This is a genomic window from Microvirga sp., assembly GCF_014699075.1.
Lineage (GTDB): Bacteria > Pseudomonadota > Alphaproteobacteria > Rhizobiales > Beijerinckiaceae > Microvirga.
This window is the reverse complement of the sequence record NZ_JACXAB010000006.1, coordinates 228914-250799: the sequence shown is the minus strand read 5'-3', so window position 1 is coordinate 250799 and position 21886 is coordinate 228914. Positions and strand designations below refer to the sequence as shown.

Here is a 21886-nt window from a genome sequence, read left to right as displayed (position 1 = left end):
CCTTCTAGAACTGAAAAGCTTGAAAAATCGGTAAAGCCTTATTCGACCGTCTCATTGGGATAGACGCCCCACAGCTTCTCCTGCTGGATGTAGCCGTCCACGTCGCGGGCGCCCTCCATGGTGATCATCACCCGGCACCACCGCCCGTCGCAGCCCTTGACGTTGGTGATCACGCCGGGCTGGAGATGGGCCACCACGCCGCTCTTCTCGTCGGCCCGGTCGAACAGGTTGATCGGGGGCTGGTTGCCCTTGGCCCAGGGCATGGCGAGGGCGGTGCGGCGCCCCGACAGAAGCGAATGGAGAACCCAGCCCTCGGTGCCCTCCGAATCGCGGATGCGCCGCCAGGTCTCGTACTCGGCGATGATCTCCACGGGGAGCCCCGCGCGCTGGAACACCCAGGCGGTCCGGTGGTCCTTGGACGGGCCCTCGCGCAGGTTCACCCGGTCGGTCTTGAGACTGACATAGCGGGGCACCGGCAGGCCGGTGCCGAGGCGTCCGCCCGGAGGCTGCTGCGCAAGGGCCGCGCCAGTGCTCAGGCTCACGACAGCAAGGGCAAGGATGATCTTGCGCATGGTTCTTCCGATCATGACTTTGTCTTGGATGGCAGGCTCTGGTAGATAAGCTTGACGGATGCCGCCACGCGGCGGGTCGTTACCTTTGATGACTGAGCCAGGGTTAAGAGAGCGTGAAACTCGTTACAGTTCGCGGTTTTTTCGGTGTGAGGGGCATTTGAGCCGATGAAGAAAAGACCCTTGGTCGTCGTCACCCGCCGCCTGCCCGACGTGATCGAGACGCGCCTGCGCGAATTGTTCGACACGCGCCTCAACCTCGAGGATAGGCCCCTGTCGCCGGAAGAGCTCGCGGAAGCGGTCAAGGCGGCCGACGTGGTCGTGCCCACCATCACCGACGAGATCGATGCGTCCGTCATTGGGCAGGCGGGACCCAACCTGAAGCTCATCGCCAATTTCGGCAACGGCGTCGACAACATCGATGTGGCGGCCGCCGTGGCCAAGGGCATCACCGTCACCAACACCCCCGGGGTCCTCACCGAGGACACGGCCGACATGACCATGGCGCTGATCCTGGCGGTGGCCCGACGCCTTCCGGAGGGAACCCGCGTGATCCCGGACGGCGAATGGGCCGGCTGGTCGCCCACCTGGATGCTGGGGCGGCGCATCACGGGCAAACGCCTCGGCATCGTCGGCATGGGCCGCATCGGCCAGGCGCTGGCCCGCCGTGCCAAGGCCTTCGGCCTGTCGATCCATTATCATAACCGCCGCCACGTGCCGCCGAAGATCGAGGCGGAGCTCGAGGCGACCTACTGGGAATCCCTCGACCAAATGCTGGCCCGCATGGACATCGTGTCCGTGAACTGCCCGCACACGCCGGCCACCTACCATCTGCTCTCGGCCCGGCGCCTGAAGCTCATGAAGCCCGACGCGATCCTGGTGAACACCGCCCGCGGCGAGATCATCGACGAGGGTGCGCTGACCAAGCTCATCGAAGCCGGTGCCATCGCGGGCGCGGGCCTCGACGTGTTCGAGGAAGAGCCCGCGGTCAACCCGCGCCTCGTGCGGCTGGCCAAGCAGGGCAAGGTGGTGCTCCTGCCGCATATGGGCTCCGCGACGCACGAGGGACGCGTCGCCATGGGCGAGAAGGTGATCGTCAACATCCGCGCCTTCGTGGACGGCCACAAGCCGCCGGACCGGGTGCTGCCCAGCATGCTCTGAATCATCTTCAGGGCGATTGAAAATCAACGGATCCGTTGATTTTCCGGACCAGCGCCCTTGCTCTAACGTTGCTCTAACATATGTTAATCGAGACGAATCGGGTGAGCCGACCCACGTCACTCCGACCCAGCACCCCTGTCGCGAGCAAATCAGTTTTGATGAACGGCCATTCGATCCCCTCACGGCCTGTGGTGCTTCTTGTCGAAGACGAGCTCTTCGTTCGCATGGCAACGGCCGATGCTCTCATGGATGCCGGGTTCGAGGTCATCGAAACCGCCAGCGCCCAGGCCGCCCAGGAGGCCCTTAAGCATCGCACCGACATCCGTGTTGTTTTCACGGACGTGCAGATGCCGGGCTCCATGGATGGGCTGGAACTCGCATGCCTCGTGCGCCGTGAGTGGCCCCACATTTCAGTGGTCATCACGTCAGCTCATTGGCATCCGGAAAGCGGCCACCTGCCAGAGGAGGCGGTTTTCATCGCCAAGCCCTATGGCGAGCAGGCTCCCGTGAAAGTGATTCAATCCTTGCTGGATTATACCCGTTAGAGGCTGCAGCCTCCGCCCACTTCATGATCAATTCGCATGATCGACCTCACCATCCCACGAGGACGTGAAGGTGTGGGCCGCGACATTGTGAAACCAAAATCAAACTCAAGCATAAACATATGTGAGTGCGGCTAAGAACGGAGTTTGGCCAGAACAGGTCTATTCGTACCCCCCAGCAATGACCCGTATGACGACCCCCCTTATTCTAAAGCTCGAACAGCGTGATCAGCTCTCGGACGATGAAAAGAGAGCACTGGACAATGCTATTTCCCGCGTCAGGGTCGTCGAGGCCGATGAGGACATCGTGCGCGAGGGGGATCGCCCGAACGAGAGCTCCCTGCTCCTCGACGGCTTTGCGGCCCGTTACAAGCTCGTGTCGAACGGACGACGGCAGATTTCCGCGCTCCACGTTGCAGGCGATTTCCTCGATCTGCATAGTTTCCTTCTGAAGACGATGGACTACGGCGTTCTGGCGCTGACCACCTGCCGCATCGCCACCGTTCCGCATGCGACGCTGGAAAAGATCACCGACGAGTTTCCCCACCTCACCCGGATGCTGTGGCTCAACACCCTTATCGACGGCGCCATTCACCGGGAGTGGTTGACCGCCATGGGCCGCCTCTCGGCAACCGCCCACATGGCGCACCTGATCTGTGAGCTTTATCTGCGCCTCAAAGTGGTCGGCCGTGCCGAGGGCGATTCGGTCCAGCTCCCCATTACGCAGGCCGAACTCGGCGACACGCTGGGGCTCTCGACCGTTCACGTGAACCGGGTGCTGCAGGAACTGCGCAAGGAAGGGCTGATCCGTTTCCAGGGTGATGCGTTGACCATCCTCGACTGGGAGCGGCTGAAGAAAGTAGGCGAGTTCACCCCCACCTATCTCAGCCTTCAGAACGAAGACCGGTAGTCGGACACCTCCGAACGCACGATGCCCGAAATCACCCTGCAGCCCATATCCGTGATGACCGATGGCGGCGGTCATGAAGGACAGCTCGTTCTCGCCGCCGGGCATCTCGTGGCCGTTCTCTCCCGTGTGACGGCAGAGGAAACCCTTGGCGAGCGGGAGCAGATCGAAGGCTGGTTTCTGGAGGCCGGCTTCGGCCCCTGCGGTCCCCTGATGAGCGTCACGCCTCCGGTCTTCACGGATCTGGACCAGGCCTTGGCATGGGTTCGCACGCGGCTGGAAGCGGGGTTCGATCCCAGCTGATCGGATCAGCCGACCAGCTGCCTGACGATCTCCCCGGCGGCCCGTTCGCCTTCCTCCCAGGCGCCGCCCGCCGTGCCCCACTGCGCCCGTGACAGCGCCTCGCCGGCAAACCAGATCCGCTCGCCGACCGGTGCCTTCAGGATGTCGCGGACAGGGTAGAGCCCCGGCGGCACCACCGCCCAGGAGGCGCGCGACCACGGATCGTTGCGCCAGGCGGTGCTGTGCAGGGTGGTCAGATTGCGGATGGCCCGGTGGCCGAAATGCTCCGCCAGCACCGCGCGGGCAAACCGGAACGGCGCATGAGCATCGCGCCGGTCGAAGCCTGCGGCTGCGGGCTGGTCGAGCTCGAAGAAATGGAACGGGGTGTTGTCGATGCAGGTGAGAAGCCCCGGCGGCTCCCGGTGCGTGCCGGTGAGGCTCGCCAGGCGGTCGCCGCCGCGGAACGGCGAGTCAGGCCAGTGCAGCACCACGTGCTCGTAGACGCCCTGGGTGAACCCGTGGATCGCTTGCTGGACGGCGTCCGGCAGGGCAGGCGCGAAGCGGATCGCGTCCTGCTGCAGCACCGCCATAGGCGTGGTCACGATGACGGCTTTCCCGCGCAGCGCTCCGGCGCTGCTCTCGACCTGCACGCCCTCTGCCGACCAGTCGATGGCGTGAACGGCGGTCCCGAGACGGATCGGCAGGCCTCGCGCCAGGCGGCTCACATAGGCGCCGAGACCGCCTGCGATGAAGAGGTTGTCGGCATATTCCATGCTCGGGAAATCATGCAGGCTGACCTCCTCGAGAGGCCTCCCTGAGACCAGCCCATGGATGGCCGCCACCCGCCGCCCTTGCGGCCCCATCGGGGGCAGGGCCCTCGCGGCGGCCTGATCCTCGCGGGCCTTTGCTTCTTGAGTCATGGCCCGGTCCGCCATGGCGAAGGCACGGTCGAGAGCCGCGCTCTCGGCCCGGCTTCCCCGACGGCCGCGCACGAAAAAATGCCCGTCCACGGGAGCCCGGCGCAGGGGTTCGCGGCGCTTGCGACCGAGCTTCACCAGCGGATTGATCGGACCCGCATGGAGCCAATGGGCGCCGAGGTCGAGGGGGTGGCCCTTGAAGCTGCGCGTAAGCGTGCGCCCGCCGATGCGGTCTCTGGCCTCCAGGACCGTGACCGTCAGCCTCTGGGCCAGGAGATGCCGCGCCGCCGCGATGCCGGCGCTGCCCGCGCCGACGACGATCACGTCTGGATCCGCCACAGGGGCGATCGACAATCCGGTTTTCAACGGCACAGGCTTCCCCACCCCTCGCTTTGCGGCGGCTTCGTTCATAAGTAAGCTCCGCACCCCGCATCAAGCGTGGCCTTAAAGTTTCGAGGGGACGAAGGACAGATGCTCATCCAATCGGTTTTCGCCGCGGCCCGAGAGGTCTTCTCGCCCGCGCTGCGGCGCGTCCTCTGGAAATCGATCGGATTGACCCTGGCGCTGCTCGTGCTGGTCTGGCTCGGCCTGACGAAGCTGTTCGACATCTTCCTCACGGATCACGATCTCAGCGCCAGCTACCCGATCATCGACAGCTTTGCGTTCTTCCTCGCGGGCTTCGGACTCTTCGTGGCGCTGATCTATCTGCTGCCGGCGGTCTCGGCCATCGTGGCGGGGTACTTTCTCGACGACGTGGCCGAAGTGATCGAGCACAAGGATTATCCGGCCGATGCGCCGGGCCGGGCTTTGCCTTTCGGCAAGGCCATTCTCTACGGCATCCGCTTTGCCGGCCTGTCGCTGCTGGTGAACCTCGTCGCCCTGCTGCTGTTCTTCATCCCCGGCATCAACATCGGGGCGTTCTTCGTGGCCAACGCCTATCTGCTCGGGCGCGAATATTTCGAGCTGGCGGCCGGCCGCTTCTGGCCGGCAGAGGACGTGGTGCGCCTGCGCACGGAGCACCGGGGCACGGTGCTCGCCGCCGGTGCCGTGCTGGCAGGGCTCGTGCTCGTGCCGGTGGTGAACCTCATCACGCCGGTCTTCGGCGCCGTGATGATGGTGCACCTGCACAAGAGGCTCACCCGCGGCCGGGCGGCGATCCCGGACCGCCGGGAGGGCCAAGCCTCCCTCGGAAACCGTTAAAGGGCTAAGCCTCTCAGCGGCTCGCCTGCTGGCCGATGGCCGGACCGGAGGCGCGCTCCGGGTGGAAGTCGGACGAGGCTCCTCCCGAGCGGGGAGCGAGCAGGTCCGGCATCGTTTGCGTCGCATTGCGCTTGAGGTCGAACTGGCCGGTCTTGCGGAAACGCACCAGATAGCTCGGCACGATCGCCTCGATGGTGGTGGGGGTGATGCCCAAGCCCTGGAGCGTGCGGCCCTCGGCCACGGCGCTGCTGGAGACCACGTTGTCGCTTTCCAGCAGGATCGCCTGGTCGCGGGTGGTGACGAGTTCGTTCGGCATGAGACCAAGGGTCAGCCAGTCGAGGGTGCCCATGACGCTGCCCATGGCCCGGGCGGCACTGGCCGGCACGGGCACGATGGCACGCTTGCGCTTGGTAACCTCGAAGACGAGCTCCATCATCTGGCGCAGGGTGCGGATCTCGGGGCCGCCGAGCTCATACGTGCGGCCGGCCGGCACCCGGCCGTCCACCGCCGCCACGATGGCCGCCGCCACATCGCCCGCATAGATCGGCTGGAAGCGAGTGTCGGCGCCTGGCAGGGGCAGCACGGGCAGCATGCGGGCCAGCGTTGCGAAGCGGTTGAAGGAGCCGTCGCCGGGCCCGAACAGCAGGGAGGGACGCAGGATCACCGCATCGGGCCGCGCCTGGAGCAGAGCAGCCTCGCCCTCGGCCTTGGAGCGGGCATAGGCCGATTCCGAGTTCGCATCCGCCCCGATGGCCGAGATATGGGTGAAGGAGACCGCCTTCTTGGCCAGCCGTGAGATCATAGCCGGCGCCTGGGCCTGCAGCGTGTCGAAGCGCTGCCGACCGGTCTCCTGCAGGATGCCCACCAGATTGATCACATGATCGGCTCGGGCCACCGCATGGGCCACCGAGTCCTCGTTGCGCAGGTTGGCGTGGATCGGGTGGATTTGCCCAACCTTCCCGAGGGGGAGGAAATTCGCCATGTTCGGCTGCCGGGTCGGCACGAGCACCCGGTAGCCGCGCTGGGCGAGAAGGCTCACCACATAGCGGCCCAGGAAGCCCGACCCGCCGAAGACGGTGACGATTTGCTGCTCAGGCGTGCGAAGGGCACCGATCATGAAACTCTCCTGCCCGGCAAGGGACTTGCATGGAGCTTAGGTGGGAAATGTAGAACGTCTCTAGTCAAACGCTGTCGCCCTGTGAAGAGGTGCATCGGGAAGAAAGCGCATCTGCCGCATTTTCGGTGATTGACGCGCCGTCCGATCCACCGTAAACGAAGCCTCGCCGAACAGGCAGGCCCAGGTGGCGGAATTGGTAGACGCACTGCTTTCAGGTAGCAGCGGGTAACACCGTGGAGGTTCGAGTCCTCTCCTGGGCACCAACAATCCCTTAAGGGATTGATCCGCAAAGAAATCCCGTAAGATCATAGGCTGAGAGACTGCCCGAGTGGCACGTACGGGTAGTCCGCATGGCCGTTTCGATGGCGCCCTCCTGACGACCTCCAGCCTCTGGAAAGTCCCAGCGTTGGATTGCACCAAGCCGCTTTGGCTGAGATCAATCCAGTTCCCTGCTGGATGCTCTGATTTGCGCTTACTCGCGAGCGCGCTTCTGAGAAATCCGCCAGCCTCGCCTCGAAGGCATTGCGAAGGTCGAGGGGATCGATTGCATGAAGATCGATCACTGCTCGCTGCACCGGAACGGCAATGGAGGGGATTAAAAATGGCGCCCATTCGTCCAGCCGTGTTGGTGATGCGCGATCCGAGCTCGCGGCGCCTCTTGTCTGGGGTGCAATGATAGCCAATAGCGGGCCTTGAGAGGGAAGGGACGCGAGGCGTCAGGGAACGATCCAGCCCCAAACCGATTGTTCAACTGCGAAGCTTCACCTCGGGCCTAAGCCCGACACAACGAAGGGTGCGCGGCACAGCCGATGGCGCAGCTTTTCACACCGGCGGCAACCACCCTGTTCCGTGTGGTCATCGTGCTCACGGGGCTTGGGCTCGCGGGCGCGGGTGTGACCGCCTATCTGTGGGCCCGCGCGGACAGCACCTGGAATGTGGGAAAACCCGCACCGCAGCCGGTCCCGTTCCGGCACGATCTTCATACAGGGCAACTCAACATCGATTGCCGCTACTGCCATTCGACGGTCGAGCGCGTCGCCGATGCGGGCATGCCCTCGGCCCAGACCTGCATGTCCTGCCATTCGCAGGTGTGGGTAGGGGCGAGCGTTCTCGAGCCTGTGCGTTCGAGTTTCGCGCTCAGGCACCCGATCCATTGGACCTCCGTTCACCGTCTGCCGGACTACGCCTATTTCCATCACGCAGCGCATGTGACGAAGGGGGTCGCGTGCGAGACCTGTCACGGCCGCGTGGATCAGATGCCGAAGACAGTAAAAGTCGAAACCCTTTCCATGGGCTGGTGCCTGGACTGCCATCGCGATCCGGCGCCGAACCTTCGCCCGCGCGAGGCGGTATTCGCCATGGGCTACGAGCCTCATGGCGATGAACTGCCTGAGGACATTCGCGCGTTCTACCGGGAGGCTTCCCGGCGGCTCACCAGCTGCAACACGTGTCACCGGTAGGTTCCATGGGCGAGAGAACGACGATCGATCTCGAAGCCCTGAGGGCTCGCCTCGCAACCGAGGAGGGGCCGCGTCTCTGGCGCAGCCTTGAGGAACTCGCGGATGTGCCGGAGGTGCGCCGGCACATCGAGGCTGAGTTCCCCGACATCATGCAGGCCGCACAGATCGACCGGCGCACCTTGCTGAGGCTGATGAGTGCCTCCCTGGCGTTAGGAGGGCTGGCGGCTTGCAACGGCAGCGATGCCGGACCAGGAGCGCCGCTCCTGTCGCAGAGCCACAATAGGCCGGGCCATGTGCCGGGCGTGCCGGTAACGATCGCCACTTCCCTGGCTCTCAACGGCTATGGCCGGGGCGTTCTCGTCAAGGCGCAGGAAGGGCGCCCGATCAAGATCGAAGGCAACCGGCTTCATCCCGCAAGCCTCGGCGCCACCGACGTGTTCGCCCAGGCTGAGATCCTCTCGCTCTACGATCCCGACCGGTCCGATGCTCCACTGCAGAATGGCGTGCCGGGGTCCTGGGAGGAACTCACGAGCTTCATCCGCCCCGTGCGCAACGAACTCGTGTTCGACGAGGGCAGGGGGCTCCATGTCCTGATGCCGCCGACTTCCTCACCGACCTTGCACAGGCTGATCGGGCAGGCGCGGCAGCTTTTCCCGCATGCGCAATGGCATGTGTTCACGCCCATCGACGAGGACAATCGTCGTGCTGCGGCAATGTCGGTTTTCGGACGCGACGTGGAGCTGGTCTACGACCTCGCCCAGGCCGATGTCATCGTGACCCTTGGAGGCGATCTCTTTGCCGAGGAGCCGGGCCACATCCGCTACGCGGCCGATTATCAGGCGCGACGGCGGGCGCCTGACCGAAGCCTTCCCCGGCTGTTTGCTGTTGAAACACGCATGAGCCTCGTGGGCGCTCGGGCGGACGAGCGGATCCCGCTTCGCCCGCGGGACTTCGAGGGTTTCGTCGAGGCGCTCGCGGCGGCTCTTCAGAGTGGGGCTGTGCCGTCCGGCTCACATCCGGCCATTTCTCGTCTGGCCGATGCCCTGCGCCGCGCCGGCCCTCGGAGTCTCGTCGCGGCTGGCCGCGAGCAGCCCGCCCGCGTTCACGCGCTGGCCCTTGCCATCAATGCGCGGCTCGGCGCTTTCGGCACGACGATGCGCGCCATCGAGCCTGTGAACGCTCTGCCGGGCGAGGTTCGCACGCTTGCCAACCTGGCGGAAACCATAGAGGCCGGACAGGTCTCGCGCCTTGTCATCCTCGGCGGCAATCCCGTCTACACGGCACCGGCCGGCATCGATCTCGGCGCGCTTGTGCGGCGCGTGCCGCTGTCCCTGCATCTCGGTCAATACCGGGACGAGACGGCTTCCGTTTGCACGTGGCATATCCCTGAGAGCCACCCGCTCGAAAGCTGGGGAGACCTGCGGGCCTTCGACGGAACGGTGGGGCTGCGCCAGCCGGCGACGATGCGGCTGAAGCCGGGCTTGAGCGCGGAAGAATTCCTCGGCCTCATGGCGGGGCAGAATACGGACGGGCGCGGACTGGTTCAGGCCGCATGGCGCGAGGCCTGGGGCGACGCCTTCGACCAGCGCTGGGCACGATCCCTGGAGGACGGCACGGTCGAAGGCTCGGCGGCGCCGAGGGTCGATGTCGCTGTCCAACCGGATTGGCGACCGGAACCCGCTGCACCAGCCTCTTCAGCGGGGATCGATGTTCTGTTCGCGCCTGATCCATCGGTCTGGGATGGATCGTATGCCAACAATGGCTGGCTGCAGGAACTCCCTAAGCCGCTCACGAAGCAGGTCTGGGGCAATGCCGCCCTGATCGCTCCGGAAACGGCGGAGATGTTCGGGCTCGCGTCGGGTGATGCCGTCGACCTGTCCGTCAACGGGCGCGTGGTGCGTGCGCCTGTGTGGCTGCTGCCCGGCCATGCTCCAGGTGCCGTAACGCTGACCCTCGGCTATGGCCGCCAACGGGCCGGGCGGATCGGCAATGGGATTGGTTTCGACGCCTATGCCGTCCGCGCATCCGACGCCCGATGGATGGCAACCGGCGAGATGCGGCGCGTTGGTGAGAAGATCCCGGTCATTTCCACGCAGCAGCACCATTCGATGCAGGGGCGGGACATCGTGCGCGTGGTGGCGCCCGGAGAAGCCGTGCCTCCCGAGCCTGCGCATCCATCCATTTATCCGGAATGGCCCTACAAGGAGCATGCCTGGGGCATGGCCATCGATCTCGATGCCTGCATCGGCTGCAATGCCTGCGTGATCGCCTGCCAGGCCGAGAACAACATCGCCGTCGTCGGCCCCGAGGAGGTGGCGAAGGGGCGCGAGATGCACTGGCTGCGAGTCGACCGCTATTATGCCGGCGATCCGGCCGCACCTGACACCTATTTCCAGCCGGTTCCCTGCATGCATTGCGAGAAGGCGCCCTGCGAGGTCGTCTGCCCGGTCAACGCGACGGTGCATTCCTCAGAAGGCCTCAACGACATGGTCTACAACCGCTGCGTCGGCACGCGGACCTGCTCGAACAACTGCCCCTACAAAGTGCGCCGCTTCAACTTCGTCGACTATCAGGGCACCGATGTCTCGGCTCCGTCCGAGGCCATGAACCCGCAGGTCACGGTGCGCGACCGTGGCGTGATGGAAAAGTGCACCTTCTGCGTCCAGCGCATCGGGGCAGCTCGCGCGAATGCCCGTGTCGAGGATCGGCGGGTTGCCGACGGCGAGGTGATGACCGCCTGCCAGCAGGCCTGCCCGACGCAGGCCATCGTGTTCGGTGACATCAACGATCCCGACAGCTCTGTCAGTCGGCTCAAGGGGAGCCCGCGCAACTATGCGCTGTTGGGATCGCTGAACACGCGGCCGCGCACCACCTATCTCGCGCGTGTCGAAGCCCCGAAGAAGAACGGATAGGCACATGACCAGCGACGCCCATGCAGTGACGAGCCGGGTGGCCGACGTTCCGCTCTCCCCGCATTTCGGCTGGGCATGGTGGCTCGCGCTCCTGGCCTCCGGCGGGCTCGTCGCGCTCCTCGGCTACACGCTGATCTCCGTCACGATCATCGGCGTCGGCGTCTGGGGTGTGAACATTCCTTATGTCTGGGGTTTCGATCTCATCAACTATGCCTGGTGGATCGGCATCGCCAATGGCGCGAGCCTCTTTGCCGCCACCCTGGTCCTGCGCCGGCACGATCTGCGCACAGCCGTGAACCGCTTCGCGGAAGGCGTTGCGCTCTTCGCGGTCATCTGCGCCGGAATCTTCCCCATCTTCCATCTCGGACGCCCCTGGCTGTTCTACTGGACGTTCCCCTATCCTGCGACCTTCCAGGTCTGGCCCCAGTTCCGCAGCACCCTGACCTGGGATTTCTGGGCCATCAGCACCCATGTGATCGTCACGAGCGTTTTGTGGTACGTGGGCCTGATCCCCGATCTGGCGACGCTGCGGGATCGCGCGAGGCGTCCGATCGTGCAGCGGATCTATGGTGTCTTCGCCCTCGGCTGGCGCGGCTCCGTGCGCCATTGGGCCTATCATCAGCGCGCCTATCGCCTCGTCGCCATCCTGGTGCTGCCCCTGATCCTCATCATGCAGAGCACGGTGGCCTTCGAATTCGCCGTGACCCTGGTGCCAGACTGGCACGAAACGCGCCAGCCGCTCCACTTCGTGGCAACGGGCTTGGCACAAGGCTTGTCAATCGTGCTCCTCGTCGCGGTGCTCCTCCGCTGGGGTCTGCGGCTCGGGCGCTACATCGACGAGGGAGACGTCGATCTGTTGGGCAAACTGGTGCTCGCAAGTGCCCTGGTGTCCGGATATCTCTACATCGATGAAATCGCCGCAGCCCTCCTGTCGGGAGGTTTAGCCCAGGAGGCGACCTTCGCCCGCATGACGGGCGAGTACGCAGGCCTCTACTGGACAGCCATCGTCTACTCCGTCGTGATCCCGCAGCTGTTCTGGTTCAGGGCCGCCCGGTTGAGCACCGTCGGTGGGGTCTTCGTCGGAATAGCAATCGGCGTCGGCATCTGGTTCGACCGTTTCTCGATCATCGTCGGCGGCCTGCAGACCGATTATCTTCCCTCCATCGGACGCGGCTACAGCCCGACGCTGCCGGAAACAGGTCTCTTCCTGGGAACGATCGGGCTGTTCGCAGCTCTGCTGCTGCTCTTCGTCCGCTTTCTGCCTGTGATCTCCATGTTCGAGACGCGCCATGACGAGCATGAGGAGAAGTCCTCATGACCGAGCGGCCCTATGGCATCATGGCGGAGTTCAGGACCCCTGAGGCCCTCATAGAAGCCGTCAGGGCGGCGAAGCACGCCGGCTATACGCGGCTCGATGCGTTCAGCCCTTTCCCTCTCTCCGATCTCGCCAGGGAACTCGGCGTTCGCACGTCGGTGATCCCCTGGATTGCAACGGTCGCCGGGTTGGTCGGTGCAGCCATTCAGTACGGCTCGCAGTATTGGATGAACGCCGTCGATTACCCGTTGAACGTCGGCGGACGGCCGCTTCACAGCTGGCCCGCCTTCATTCCCGCCTCCATGATCGTCGCGATCCTCTGGGCGGGCGCCGCAACCCTGATCGGTCTGCTCCTGATCCTGCGGCTGCCGCGCCTGCATCACCCCGTCTTTGCGGTGCCGGGTTTCGAGCGTGCGTCGCAGGATCGTTTCTTCCTGTGCATCCTGCAGGACGATCCCAAATTCGACAGTGCCGCGATCCGTGAGGTTCTGGGAGCCCACTCGCCCCTGGCCATTCGGGAGATTCCGGCGTGCGAGTAGCGGCAGCCATCGTGAGCTTCCTCCTGCTCGCCGCCTGCGATACGGGAACGGAGCAGCGTGACGCGGTCGCTTCGACACGCACCGTTCAACGGGGCTATGAGCCTGTGCCTCCCGGTACGGTGCCAAGAGGAGCGTCTGCGCAAGCCGCGGCCCTTGCACCTCCGGGGCCGGAGCGAACGCCGGCTCTGCTCGCCCGCGGCGAGGAGCGGTTCCGGGCCTTCTGCACGCCCTGTCATGGTGTAAGCGGCCGTGGTGACGGCCCTGTTGTTTCCCGTGGCTTTGCCCCGCCGCCTTCCTACCACGATGAGCGCGTGCGAGCGTTGGCGCCCGAGCAGATCGTGCAGGTGATCACCCAGGGCAAGGGACGAATGTTCCCGTATGACGACCGCGTGCTCCCTGAGGATCGCTGGGCCATCGCGCACCACGTGAAGGAACTGCAGGCGCGTGGTGTTGCGGACACGCCAAGGCAGGGGAGCGCGACCCCATGACTGCAATGGAGGCCCTCTACATCGCCTTCGTGACCCTTGCAGGAATTGCGATGGGCAGTCTCGTGGTGCTGATGGTCGGGCATCTCATGAGCGAGGGCTGGCTCGCGCCGGTGCGTGCTGAAGCGGAGGCCGCCGCTCTGACGCTGCCATTCTTCCTGCTCCTGGGTCCCGTGCTCGCCTTTGGTCTCGGTGAGCTTTTCCCGTGGGCCGGACATCCGCTGGACCTACCTCCGGCACGGGCAGATTTTCTGAGCCCCGGATTCTTCATGATCCGGAGCGCCTTCTATCTGCTGATCTGCACAGGGCTGGCCTACTGGCTGACGCATACCCGCCACCTGCGCCGCGCCAGCGCTATCGGTCTCGCGCTGCTGACACCGGTCATGACCTTCTCGGCCTATGATTGGGTGCTGTCGCGGGAGCCGCATTGGTGGTCGAGCCTGTTCGGGTTTGCGTTCGGGCTGGGGCAGGTTCTCGCGGCTCTCGCGAGCGCCATCCTGATCACGCTTCTCAAGAAGGAACCTGCCTCACCTCGGCGCATGGCGAGCCTTGAGCGCGCATTGCTGACCCTGCTGCTGCTGACCGCCTGGACGTGGTTCGCGCAGTTCCTGATCGTCTGGCTCACGAATCTGCCGCATGAAGTTGCTTGGTACCTCAAGCGCTCGGACGACGGCAATCTGGCCCTTATAGGAATGTCCTATGCGCTGATGCTGGCCGCGGTCGTCATCCTCGTGCCCTCCGGTGTGAGCCGCATGGCGATGCTGATCGGTAGCGCGCTGGCGCTCCTGCATCACACCACGCACATGCTGTGGGTGTTGCAGCCCCGCAGTGGCCTGTCCTGGCTCGCGCTCGGATTGATTCTCGCAATTGCCGCTCTTTGGATCGGTATCTATGCGGCCGTGATGCGGGCGCGGCCGACCTATACCGAGGAAGCGGTGGAAGAGCCTTAGCTCTTCGGCGCGCTTCCATCAGGTTTGGGAACGATGCGGCGGGTGCGAACATCGGTCCCTGAGGGAACAGACGGAGGATTCGGGATGTCTGCGGCCGCTTCATTCTCGGGGCGGAGCGGAAGCGGTGGATCGGGCGGATAGACGCGCCTGTCGTCGCGTCCCAGGGAGTAGAGATAGGCCGCCATGTGCCGCGCCTGCGCCTCGGTCACGCCTTGCGCGGGCATGCCGGTGGTGGGCTTCAGGGCAACGGGGTCCATCAGCCAGGCAATCAGGTTCGGCGGCGTGTTCGGCAGGAAGCCGGCGAGAAGATGCTGCTGCGCGTAATTCTCCAGGCGCGGCCCCACCTTGCCCCTCGCACCGCGAACATCCTCGATCGTATGGCAGGTGCCGCAACCATAGGCCCGAATGAGCGCATGGCCTTGTTCCGGCTCTCCGCCTGGGATTGCGAGGCGCGAGGATTGATCCTGCGTGTCGCTGCAGGCAGCAGGGACAATCAGCATCAAGGTCAGGAGGAGTGGGCGAAGGATCATCGGCTCGGCTTCAGGGCGTCTGTCGGGGCAACCGGCGAGCGCCGCGTCCGTTCCACGCCAGGCGTGAGGAGCCGAAGGGCCATGATGAGTCCTGCCGCGAGATAGATTGCGCACATGGGAAGGGACATGATAGCCCCTGCCAATTGCTGATCTTCCAGAGCCGTCAAACCCCAATTTATCGTATTCGGCGCATGATACAGCGCCTCGCGCGCAAAGCTGAGAAGGGCGCTGAGCAGTCCGCTTTGCAGCAGGGTGATGAAGCACGCGATGAGGGCAGCGGCTGCCGCCTCGCGACCGGAGTGAGCCTTGATCACGGCCCGCCAGAACAGCAGGGCCGTGCCGAAGAACAGGACGTGCTCCAGCCAGTGCAGTGCGTCGGAGGCGACCGCTGCATCGAACAACATCGGGCTGTGCCAGACCCACAGGGCCGCCATGTGGATCAGGGCTGCCGGGATCGGCCTTGCGCAGGGCGACAGGAAGGCGAGCGCGGACCGCAAGAGGCCATGGCGCGCCATGCCGCGCCGCCAATGCGCCGGCAGTGCCCAAAGCCATGCGACCTCAGGCTTGCCGAGGACGAGGAGCGGCGGCGCGACGGCGATCAGCAGGATGTGCTGCACCATGTGAGCCGAGAGGAGAGTTGAGGCCAGCGCCTCGAGCGGCGACAGCAGCGCGATGACGAGAAGCGCCGTTCCCAAGGCGAAGCAGGCGATCTGCCGGGGAGCGAAGCCGGGAGGAAACCGCCCAAGATCCTGCCGCAGGCGATAGACGCCCCGAAGGAAGAGCAGACATGATGCCAGCAGCGGCACCGAAATCAGCGGATCCGCATGCCACGCATGCGGGAGATCGCCCTCACCATGAGGCGCTGTCCCATGGGCGAAAGCAGGGATCTCGAACAGGATGGTGGCCAATCCCGCCGTGAGACCTAGTTCGATCCTGAGGGACCTGTTCGGGAATGGCATTCGGGAACCAAGTCTCACGGCCAAGCTTTTCCGTTCAATGCATGCAGAAATGACCTAGGGCGGATGGACTTTGAAACGACCCTGACGCGCCCCCGATGGCGGCTGGCTTCCGCTGCGAGGTGCGCAGGCGGATTTGTGTGGGCTGTTCCGGTGGCAGGCTGCAGCGGCGTCCAGTCGGCCCTCGATCCGGCCGGGGGCGATGCGTGGGATCTCTACTGGCTCACCATTGTCATGACGGTGGGGGCGACCCTCATCTTCATCCTCGTGACGGCCCTTCTGCTTTATGCGATCTTCTCCCCTCCGGAGCGTCGCGCCTGGCTCGGGACCCGCAGGACCATCATCTACGGGGGGCTTGCCTTCCCGATCGTGATCCTCTCCCTGCTTCTGCCCTACGGTCTCATCGGCATGCGGGATGTCGATGTCCCGCAATCCGGCGCGCTGCAGATCGAGGCGATCGGCGAGCAGTACTGGTGGCGGGTGCGCTACCCGGCCGAGGGCGAGCAGGCGGATTTCTCGACAGCAAACGAACTTGTCGTTCCCATCGGCAGGCCGATCACCGTGTCGGTGACGGCGGCCGACGTGATCCACAGTTTCTGGATTCCGAATTTCGGCGGCAAGATCGACATGATCCCGGGGCGGATCAACCGGTTCAACTTCACGGCGGAACGTCCCGGCGTTTATCGCGGCGTCTGCGCCGAGTTCTGCGGCGCCCAGCATGCGCGCATGGCCTTCGATGTTGTGGCGCTGGAGCCCGCTGAGTTCGACGCTTGGCGAAGGATGCAGGCGCAGCCGGCTCAGGAGCCGGCGATCCCGCTCCTGGCGCGAGGCCGTGATCTTTTCCGCGCCGGAGGCTGCGGCTCCTGCCATGTGGTGCGCGGCACGGAGGCCGATGGGCAGTTCGGACCCGACCTGACCCATGTGGGCAGCAGGCGCACTATCGGAGCGGGCCAATTCCCGAACAATATCGGCACGCTGGCCGGCTGGATCGCCAATGTGCAGCATATCAAGCCGGGAGCGAAGATGCCCTCCTACGGCTCGCTCACCGGCGAGGATCTGCGGGCGATGGCCGGATATCTGGAGAGCTTGAAATGAACGCGCCCGAGCTCCCGAAATCCTTCGAGCGCCGGGAGGCCGAGCTCCCCAACCCGCTGCCACGCCCTGAGGGGGAGTTCGAGGCCCTCAAAAAGGCCTGGGAGCCACCGGGCTGGATCAGCTTCGTCACGGCCGTCAACAACACCTATGTGGGCCTGTGGTATGTGGCCACGGCCTTCCTGTTCTTCATCCTGGCCGGGATTCTCGCGCTGATCATGCGGGTCCAGCTGGCGGCGCCGGAAAGCGATTTCGTCAGCCACGATCTCTACAACCAGCTCTTCACCATGCACGGCACGGTGATGATGTTCCTCTTCGCCGTTCCGGCCGTGGAGGCGGCGAGCGTCTATCTGCTGCCGAACATGCAGGCAGCGCGCGACCTGCCGTTCCCGCGTCTGTCGGCCTATGCGTTCTGGGCTTACTTCGTCGGCGGCCTCGTGTTCTTCGGCACGATCTTCTTCGGCCTGTCGCCGGATGGCGGCTGGTTCATGTATCCGCCGCTCACCAGCACCAAATACTCGCCGGCAGAGAATGCCGATTGGTGGCTCCTCGGCATCGGCTTCATTGAGATCTCCGCCATCGCGGGGGCCATCGAGATCATCGTCGGCGTCATGAAGACCCGCGCGGTCGGCATGAGCCTCGACAAGCTGCCGGTCTATTCCTGGGCCATGCTGGTCTTTGCCGTCATGATCGTCATCGGCTTCCCGGCCATCATCCTGGGCACGCTGCTGCTCGAGATGGAGCGCGCCTTCGACTGGCCGTTCTTCATCGCCGAGAGAGGTGGGGACCCGCTCCTGTGGCAGCACCTGTTCTGGTTCTTCGGCCACCCGGAGGTTTACATCATCTTCCTGCCGGCCACCGGCATGGTGTCGATGATCGTGCCGGCCATGGCCCAGACGCCGCTCGTGGGCTACCGCCTCGTGGTGCTCGCCCTGATTGCAACGGGCTTCCTTTCCTTCGGGCTTTGGGTGCACCACATGTTCGCCACGGGCCTGCCGAAGATGTCCCTGAGCTTCTTCTCGGCCGCCAGCACGGCGGTGGCGGTGCCGAGCGGCATCCAGGTCTTTGCCTGGATCGCCACCATCGCGTCCGGGCGTATGAAGCTCACGACGCCGTCGCTCTTCGTGATCGGCTTCCTGTTCATCTTCACCCTCGGCGGCCTCACCGGCGTGATGGTCGCCATGGCGCCCTTCGACTGGCAGGCCCATGACAGCTATTTCGTCGTGGCGCACCTGCACTACGTGCTCATCGGCGGCATGGTGTTCCCGCTGTTTGCCGCCATCTACTACTGGGTTCCCGTGGCGAGCAAACGGGCGCTCTCCGAGCGTCTCGGGCGCTGGGTCTTCGGCCTCATGTTCCTGGGCGTCAACGTGACCTTCCTGCCCATGCACATCACCGGCCTCATCGGCATGCCGCGGCGGGTCTACACCTATCCGATCGGCATGGGATGGGACGCGCTCAATCTCGTCTCCACCATCGGGGCCTTCATGATTGCCGCGGGCGTTGCAGTCTTCCTGTACGACATGGCCCGCAACTTCCGATTCGCCGGTGAGGACAATGCCGGAAACGTCTGGAACGCCGGCACGCTCGAATGGCTGCCGAACGGCAACTATGCCACGCGCAGCATTCCCTCCGTGGTCAGTCGCGATCCCCTGTGGGATCAGCCCAACCTATCGAAGGATGTGGAGGACGGCCGCTATTATCTCCCTGGATCCGCCACAGGTGGACGCGAGGCGCTGGTGACGAGCCCCTTCGATGCGCGGCCCCAGTACATTCTCCAGATCCCCGGACCCGGTTGGCAGCCCGTGCTCGCTGCAGGGTTCACGGCGGCCTTCTTCCTGCTCCTGACCGTGAAGTTCGTGTTCACGGCGGTGATCTGCGGCATCCTTGCACTCGGATGCGTGATCTGGTGGCTGTGGGAGACCGATCCCGGTCCGGTCCGCCCTCCAGCCGACATCGGCGGAGGCATCGTGGTGCCGGTCTACGTCACGGGCCCGATGAATCATTCCTGGTGGGCGATGATCGTCCTCATGGTGGTCTCCTGCATGGTCTTCACCTGCCTGATCTTCTCCTATCTGTTCCTGTGGCTGGTGAACCCCGGTGCATGGCCGCCCCAGGACGTGAGGCTCCCCGGCTGGTTATGGCCCGCTCTTTCCGCCTTTCTTTACTGCGCCAGCGCAGTGCTGATTGCTGTCGCCAGCCGGCAGTTGCGCGGCGAGGATCGGCGCAAGCCGCGCTCGGCGCCAGTCCTGATCGGTGTGTCTCTCCCGCTCGTGAGCGCTGCATCGGCCGTGGATCTCTGGACCCAATGGCAGACGGGTTTGAGCCCGTCGGCTCATGCCTATGGGGCCGCGGTCTACGCGATCATGTCCCTGCAGATCTTCTTTGTTCTGACAACCCTCATCATGGGGCTCTACACCATCGCCCGCTGGCTCGCCGGCAAGCTCGACAGCGTGCGGCGGACAACCTTCGATAACACCATGCTGTTCTGGTACTACACGGTCGGCCAAGGACTGGTCGGGCTCCTGGTGGTGCATGGCTTCCCGCGCCTGACCGGGGGAATCTAGCATGACCGGACGGCGGACAGGGCAGGTTCTTCTGACGCTTGGCGGGATGATTGCCTGGGCGGTGCAGTTCACCATCATCTACGCAGCAACATCGACCCTGTGCGGCCGGGGATGGGCGGATGCGACGCTTCTCGGCATAGGCGTCGTTCAATTCACGATCCTCTCAACCACCCTCGTAACGTTGGCGGCCGCTGCCATCCTGCTGGTCGTCTCGCTTCGCGCCGAGCGGCAAGGGCGGCATCAGCCGGTCTCGGCGACGGACAGCTTTTTGTGCCAGACCAGCGTGCTCATCAACGGCCTCTCGCTGATCGTAATCCTCTGGCATGGAATCCCGGGCATCATTCTTCCGGCCTGCGCATAGGCCCACCCAAGATAGCTTCCGGAATATTCGACGGGCAGGCACCGTTATCTGCAAGCCGCAGGTCACATAGGCTTGCTCCTTCATATCGTCCCTAAGCCAGAACCTCCTCGGCTGGCGTGTAGGAGAGGCCATGCGCCTCCGCTACAGGTCGGCAGACGACCTTACCCGCATGGACATTGAGGCCGTCACGCAGAAAGCGGTCATCCTGCAGCGCCTGGCGCCAGCCCTTGTTTGCGAGGGCAAGGGTGAAAGGCAGAGTGACGTTGTTGAGTGCGAAGGTGGAGGTTCGGGCCACGGCTCCCGGCATGTTGGTCACGCAGTAATGGACCACATCGTCCACAATGTAGGTTGGGTTGGAATGGGTGGTCGGCCGCGACGTCTCGGAGCATCCGCCCTGGTCGATGGCGATATCGACGATGACGGAACCCGGCCTCATCGTTTTCACCATCTCGGATGTAATCAGCTTCGGAGCGGCGGCGCCGGGCACGAGCACGGCGCCAATGAGAAGATCCGCTTGCTTCACAGCTTGCGCTATGGCGTCTCGCGTGGAGAAGACCGTGCGCACGGACGACCCGAACTGCGAGGAGAGGCGGCGTAGCACCTCGGCGGAGCGGTCGATGACTGTCACATGGGCTCCCATGCCGAGCGCGATGGTGGCCGCATGCGTTCCGGATACGCCGCCGCCGAGGATCACCACGTCGGCCCCGGGCACGCCGGGCACTCCGCCGAGGAGGACGCCACGGCCGCCCTGGGCCTTTTCAAGGCAATGTGCGCCCACCTGAGGCGCAAGACGCCCTGCCACTTCCGACATCGGAGTCAGAAGCGAAAGAGCACCGGAAGGCGAGGTCACCGTCTCATAGGCGATGCAGGTGGCGCCACTCTCCATGAGATCCCTGGTCTGCTCGAGATCCGGAGCAAGGTGGAGGTAGGTAAAGAGAATCTGCCCCGGACGAAGGCGCTTACGCTCCTCCGCCAGAGGCTCCTTGACTTTCACGATCATCTCCCCGCGCTCGAAGATGGCATCGGGTCCATCGACGATGATGGCGCCTGCCGACTGATATTCCTCATCCGCGAGCCCTGCGCCGAGACCCGCACCGCGCTCGATGAGTACCTCATGACCGTGATGAACGAGTTCTGCGACGGAGGAAGGCACGAGACCGACGCGGTACTCGTGGTTCTTGATTTCTTTCGGGACACCGATGCGCATGGCTCTTCTCACGGTTGAGCGTCTGACAGATATCGTCTTGCTCCAGCCAAGGGAGGAGCTTGGAGGCTATTGCAGCTAGTGAATGCGGCCGAGAGTTTCCGATAATGTGGCTACCATAGTATCGATATGCTCCCGCTCGACAAGCAGGGGAGGTGACAAGGCTATGATAGCTGGATGTCACCACCCAGGCCCAGGTGCTCGATCGGCTCTAAAAGCTGAAGGCGGAGCAGGAGCTCACCCTCATCTACATTTCGCATGATCGTGCAGGGGTGAACGCCATCTGCGTGCGCGTGACGGTCTTGTCCTCTCGTGAGATGCTCTGGGTGTCAGGAGCCCTGTACGGGCACTTGTAAGAACGCTCCCGGCGTTAGGCTTTCGGCGATTTCGAGTTGGAAGCTGTCTCCGGTGTGGCGGGCGCCTTTTTCCTCGACCGGCTCACCGGGCGCTTCGGCTCTTGTGCAACCGGTGCAGGCTCTGGCGCCTGCTTCTTGCGCGCAGGAGCTTTCGCCGTTTCCGGAGGAAGCGGCCGCCCGACCTTCTTGGCTTCCTTCTTGAATTTCTTGAGGCTCTGCTGAACGGATTTCAGAAACTCCTCAGCAACGGAGCCAGGATCGCTTTGAGCAACAAGCTTGAGCAGCGACTTCTCGAGTTTCTTACCGCGCCTGAGAACCTTCTCGGTATGGGACGCCAGCTCCTGAAGAGTCACCTGTTTGTCTGCAGCCACGGCCTTCTCCTGTGATCGAGGGCCCACCGTTATCAGCCGTCACAGAACGGTAACAGTGAAGTTTCGATGACAGTTTCATGACACTGGGTAGAG

21 protein-coding genes and 1 tRNA gene are annotated in these 21886 nt (G+C 64.4%); 15 read left to right on the top strand and 7 right to left on the bottom strand.

Going from position 1 to position 21886, the window contains the following annotated elements; genetic code table 11:
- Window positions 1-38 precede the first annotated feature (38 nt).
- The gene (locus IC232_RS12625) at window positions 39-587 is read right to left on the bottom strand and encodes an SH3 domain-containing protein (protein ID WP_409564925.1); all 549 of its coding nucleotides are present in this window, start codon (window positions 585-587) and stop codon (window positions 39-41) included.
- 150 nt (window positions 588-737) lie between these two features.
- Here IC232_RS12625 and IC232_RS12620 point away from each other — a divergent pair, with 150 nt between their 5' ends.
- The 4 genes from IC232_RS12620 (at window position 738) to IC232_RS12605 (ending at window position 3482) form a co-directional block, all read left to right on the top strand.
- Window positions 738-1730 carry a 2-hydroxyacid dehydrogenase gene (locus IC232_RS12620; RefSeq protein WP_190845317.1) on the top strand — a complete coding sequence of 331 codons (993 nt, stop codon included), beginning with the start codon at window positions 738-740 and terminating at the stop codon, window positions 1728-1730.
- Window positions 1731-1888: 158 nt separating this feature from the next.
- Complete coding sequence (locus tag IC232_RS12615) at window positions 1889-2275, top strand: response regulator (protein WP_190845316.1); 387 nt, start codon at window positions 1889-1891, stop codon at window positions 2273-2275.
- Window positions 2276-2462: 187 nt separating this feature from the next.
- The gene (locus IC232_RS12610; RefSeq protein WP_190845315.1) at window positions 2463-3182 is read left to right on the top strand and encodes a Crp/Fnr family transcriptional regulator; all 720 of its coding nucleotides are present in this window, start codon (window positions 2463-2465) and stop codon (window positions 3180-3182) included.
- 21 nt (window positions 3183-3203) lie between these two features.
- The gene (locus IC232_RS12605) at window positions 3204-3482 is read left to right on the top strand and encodes a hypothetical protein (protein WP_246812175.1); all 279 of its coding nucleotides are present in this window, start codon (window positions 3204-3206) and stop codon (window positions 3480-3482) included.
- A gap of 5 nt (window positions 3483-3487) precedes the next feature.
- On the opposite strand, the gene IC232_RS12600 is transcribed toward IC232_RS12605, so the two are convergent.
- On the bottom strand, window positions 3488-4789 hold the full coding sequence (locus IC232_RS12600) for a flavin monoamine oxidase family protein (RefSeq protein ID WP_190845314.1): 1302 nt from the start codon (window positions 4787-4789) through the stop codon (window positions 3488-3490).
- Window positions 4790-4849: 60 nt separating this feature from the next.
- Here IC232_RS12600 and IC232_RS12595 point away from each other — a divergent pair, with 60 nt between their 5' ends.
- Window positions 4850-5578, top strand: coding sequence for a sulfate transporter family protein (locus tag IC232_RS12595; RefSeq protein ID WP_190845313.1), 729 nt, complete (start codon window positions 4850-4852; stop codon window positions 5576-5578).
- Window positions 5579-5591: 13 nt separating this feature from the next.
- On the opposite strand, the gene IC232_RS12590 is transcribed toward IC232_RS12595, so the two are convergent.
- Window positions 5592-6695: a complex I NDUFA9 subunit family protein gene (locus tag IC232_RS12590; RefSeq protein ID WP_190845312.1), complete on the bottom strand. Its 1104-nt coding sequence runs from the start codon at window positions 6693-6695 to the stop codon at window positions 5592-5594.
- A gap of 178 nt (window positions 6696-6873) precedes the next feature.
- Between IC232_RS12590 and IC232_RS12585 the strand changes: the two genes are divergently transcribed.
- From IC232_RS12585 to IC232_RS12555, 7 genes are all read left to right on the top strand, one after another.
- Window positions 6874-6958: transfer RNA gene (locus IC232_RS12585), tRNA-Leu, on the top strand.
- A 546-nt stretch (window positions 6959-7504) separates the two neighbouring features.
- Window positions 7505-8155 (top strand): cytochrome c3 family protein, encoded by a 651-nt coding sequence (locus IC232_RS12580; RefSeq protein WP_190845311.1) that lies wholly within the window; start codon window positions 7505-7507, stop codon window positions 8153-8155.
- A gap of 5 nt (window positions 8156-8160) precedes the next feature.
- Window positions 8161-11067 (top strand): TAT-variant-translocated molybdopterin oxidoreductase, encoded by a 2907-nt coding sequence (locus tag IC232_RS12575; RefSeq protein WP_190845310.1) that lies wholly within the window; start codon window positions 8161-8163, stop codon window positions 11065-11067.
- A gap of 4 nt (window positions 11068-11071) precedes the next feature.
- Window positions 11072-12385, top strand: coding sequence for an NrfD/PsrC family molybdoenzyme membrane anchor subunit (gene nrfD / locus IC232_RS12570; RefSeq protein ID WP_190845309.1), 1314 nt, complete (start codon window positions 11072-11074; stop codon window positions 12383-12385).
- The gene (locus IC232_RS12565) at window positions 12382-12921 is read left to right on the top strand and encodes a DUF3341 domain-containing protein (protein ID WP_190845308.1); all 540 of its coding nucleotides are present in this window, start codon (window positions 12382-12384) and stop codon (window positions 12919-12921) included. Before nrfD ends, IC232_RS12565 begins: the two co-directional genes overlap by 4 nt.
- A complete protein-coding gene (locus tag IC232_RS33080) occupies window positions 12912-13409 on the top strand; it encodes a c-type cytochrome (protein ID WP_190845307.1) in 498 nt (165 codons plus the stop codon). The genes IC232_RS12565 and IC232_RS33080 overlap by 10 nt, the downstream gene beginning before the upstream one ends.
- Window positions 13406-14356, top strand: a complete 951-nt coding sequence (locus IC232_RS12555) for a hypothetical protein (RefSeq protein ID WP_190845306.1) — start codon at window positions 13406-13408, stop codon at window positions 14354-14356. The genes IC232_RS33080 and IC232_RS12555 overlap by 4 nt, the downstream gene beginning before the upstream one ends.
- Here the strand turns inward: IC232_RS12555 and IC232_RS12550 are convergent.
- Together IC232_RS12550 and IC232_RS12545 are read right to left on the bottom strand one after the other, a co-directional pair.
- Window positions 14353-14886, bottom strand: coding sequence for a cytochrome c family protein (locus tag IC232_RS12550; protein ID WP_210335331.1), 534 nt, complete (start codon window positions 14884-14886; stop codon window positions 14353-14355). The two genes, IC232_RS12555 and IC232_RS12550, sit on opposite strands and share 4 nt — an antisense overlap.
- The gene (locus tag IC232_RS12545) at window positions 14883-15863 is read right to left on the bottom strand and encodes a cytochrome c oxidase assembly protein (protein WP_190845305.1); all 981 of its coding nucleotides are present in this window, start codon (window positions 15861-15863) and stop codon (window positions 14883-14885) included. The genes IC232_RS12550 and IC232_RS12545 overlap by 4 nt, the downstream gene beginning before the upstream one ends.
- A gap of 132 nt (window positions 15864-15995) precedes the next feature.
- On the opposite strand from IC232_RS12545, the gene coxB reads away from it, so the two are divergent.
- Genes coxB through IC232_RS12530 form a run of 3 tightly spaced genes read left to right on the top strand, consistent with a single transcriptional unit; the run spans window position 15996 to window position 19862 of the window.
- Window positions 15996-16937, top strand: coding sequence for a cytochrome c oxidase subunit II (gene coxB / locus IC232_RS12540; RefSeq protein ID WP_312895154.1), 942 nt, complete (start codon window positions 15996-15998; stop codon window positions 16935-16937).
- Entirely contained in the window at window positions 16934-19501 is a 2568-nt protein-coding gene (locus IC232_RS12535; protein ID WP_190845303.1) for a cbb3-type cytochrome c oxidase subunit I, read from the top strand. The genes coxB and IC232_RS12535 overlap by 4 nt, the downstream gene beginning before the upstream one ends.
- Window position 19502: 1 nt before the next feature.
- Complete coding sequence (locus IC232_RS12530; protein WP_190845302.1) at window positions 19503-19862, top strand: hypothetical protein; 360 nt, start codon at window positions 19503-19505, stop codon at window positions 19860-19862.
- 91 nt (window positions 19863-19953) lie between these two features.
- Here the strand turns inward: IC232_RS12530 and ald are convergent, their stop codons facing one another.
- Together ald and IC232_RS12520 are read right to left on the bottom strand one after the other, a co-directional pair.
- Window positions 19954-21069: an alanine dehydrogenase gene (gene ald / locus IC232_RS12525; RefSeq protein WP_190845301.1), complete on the bottom strand. Its 1116-nt coding sequence runs from the start codon at window positions 21067-21069 to the stop codon at window positions 19954-19956.
- Between the two features lie 367 nt (window positions 21070-21436).
- Window positions 21437-21793, bottom strand: a complete 357-nt coding sequence (locus tag IC232_RS12520; protein WP_190845300.1) for a hypothetical protein — start codon at window positions 21791-21793, stop codon at window positions 21437-21439.
- Window positions 21794-21886: the final 93 nt, after the last annotated feature.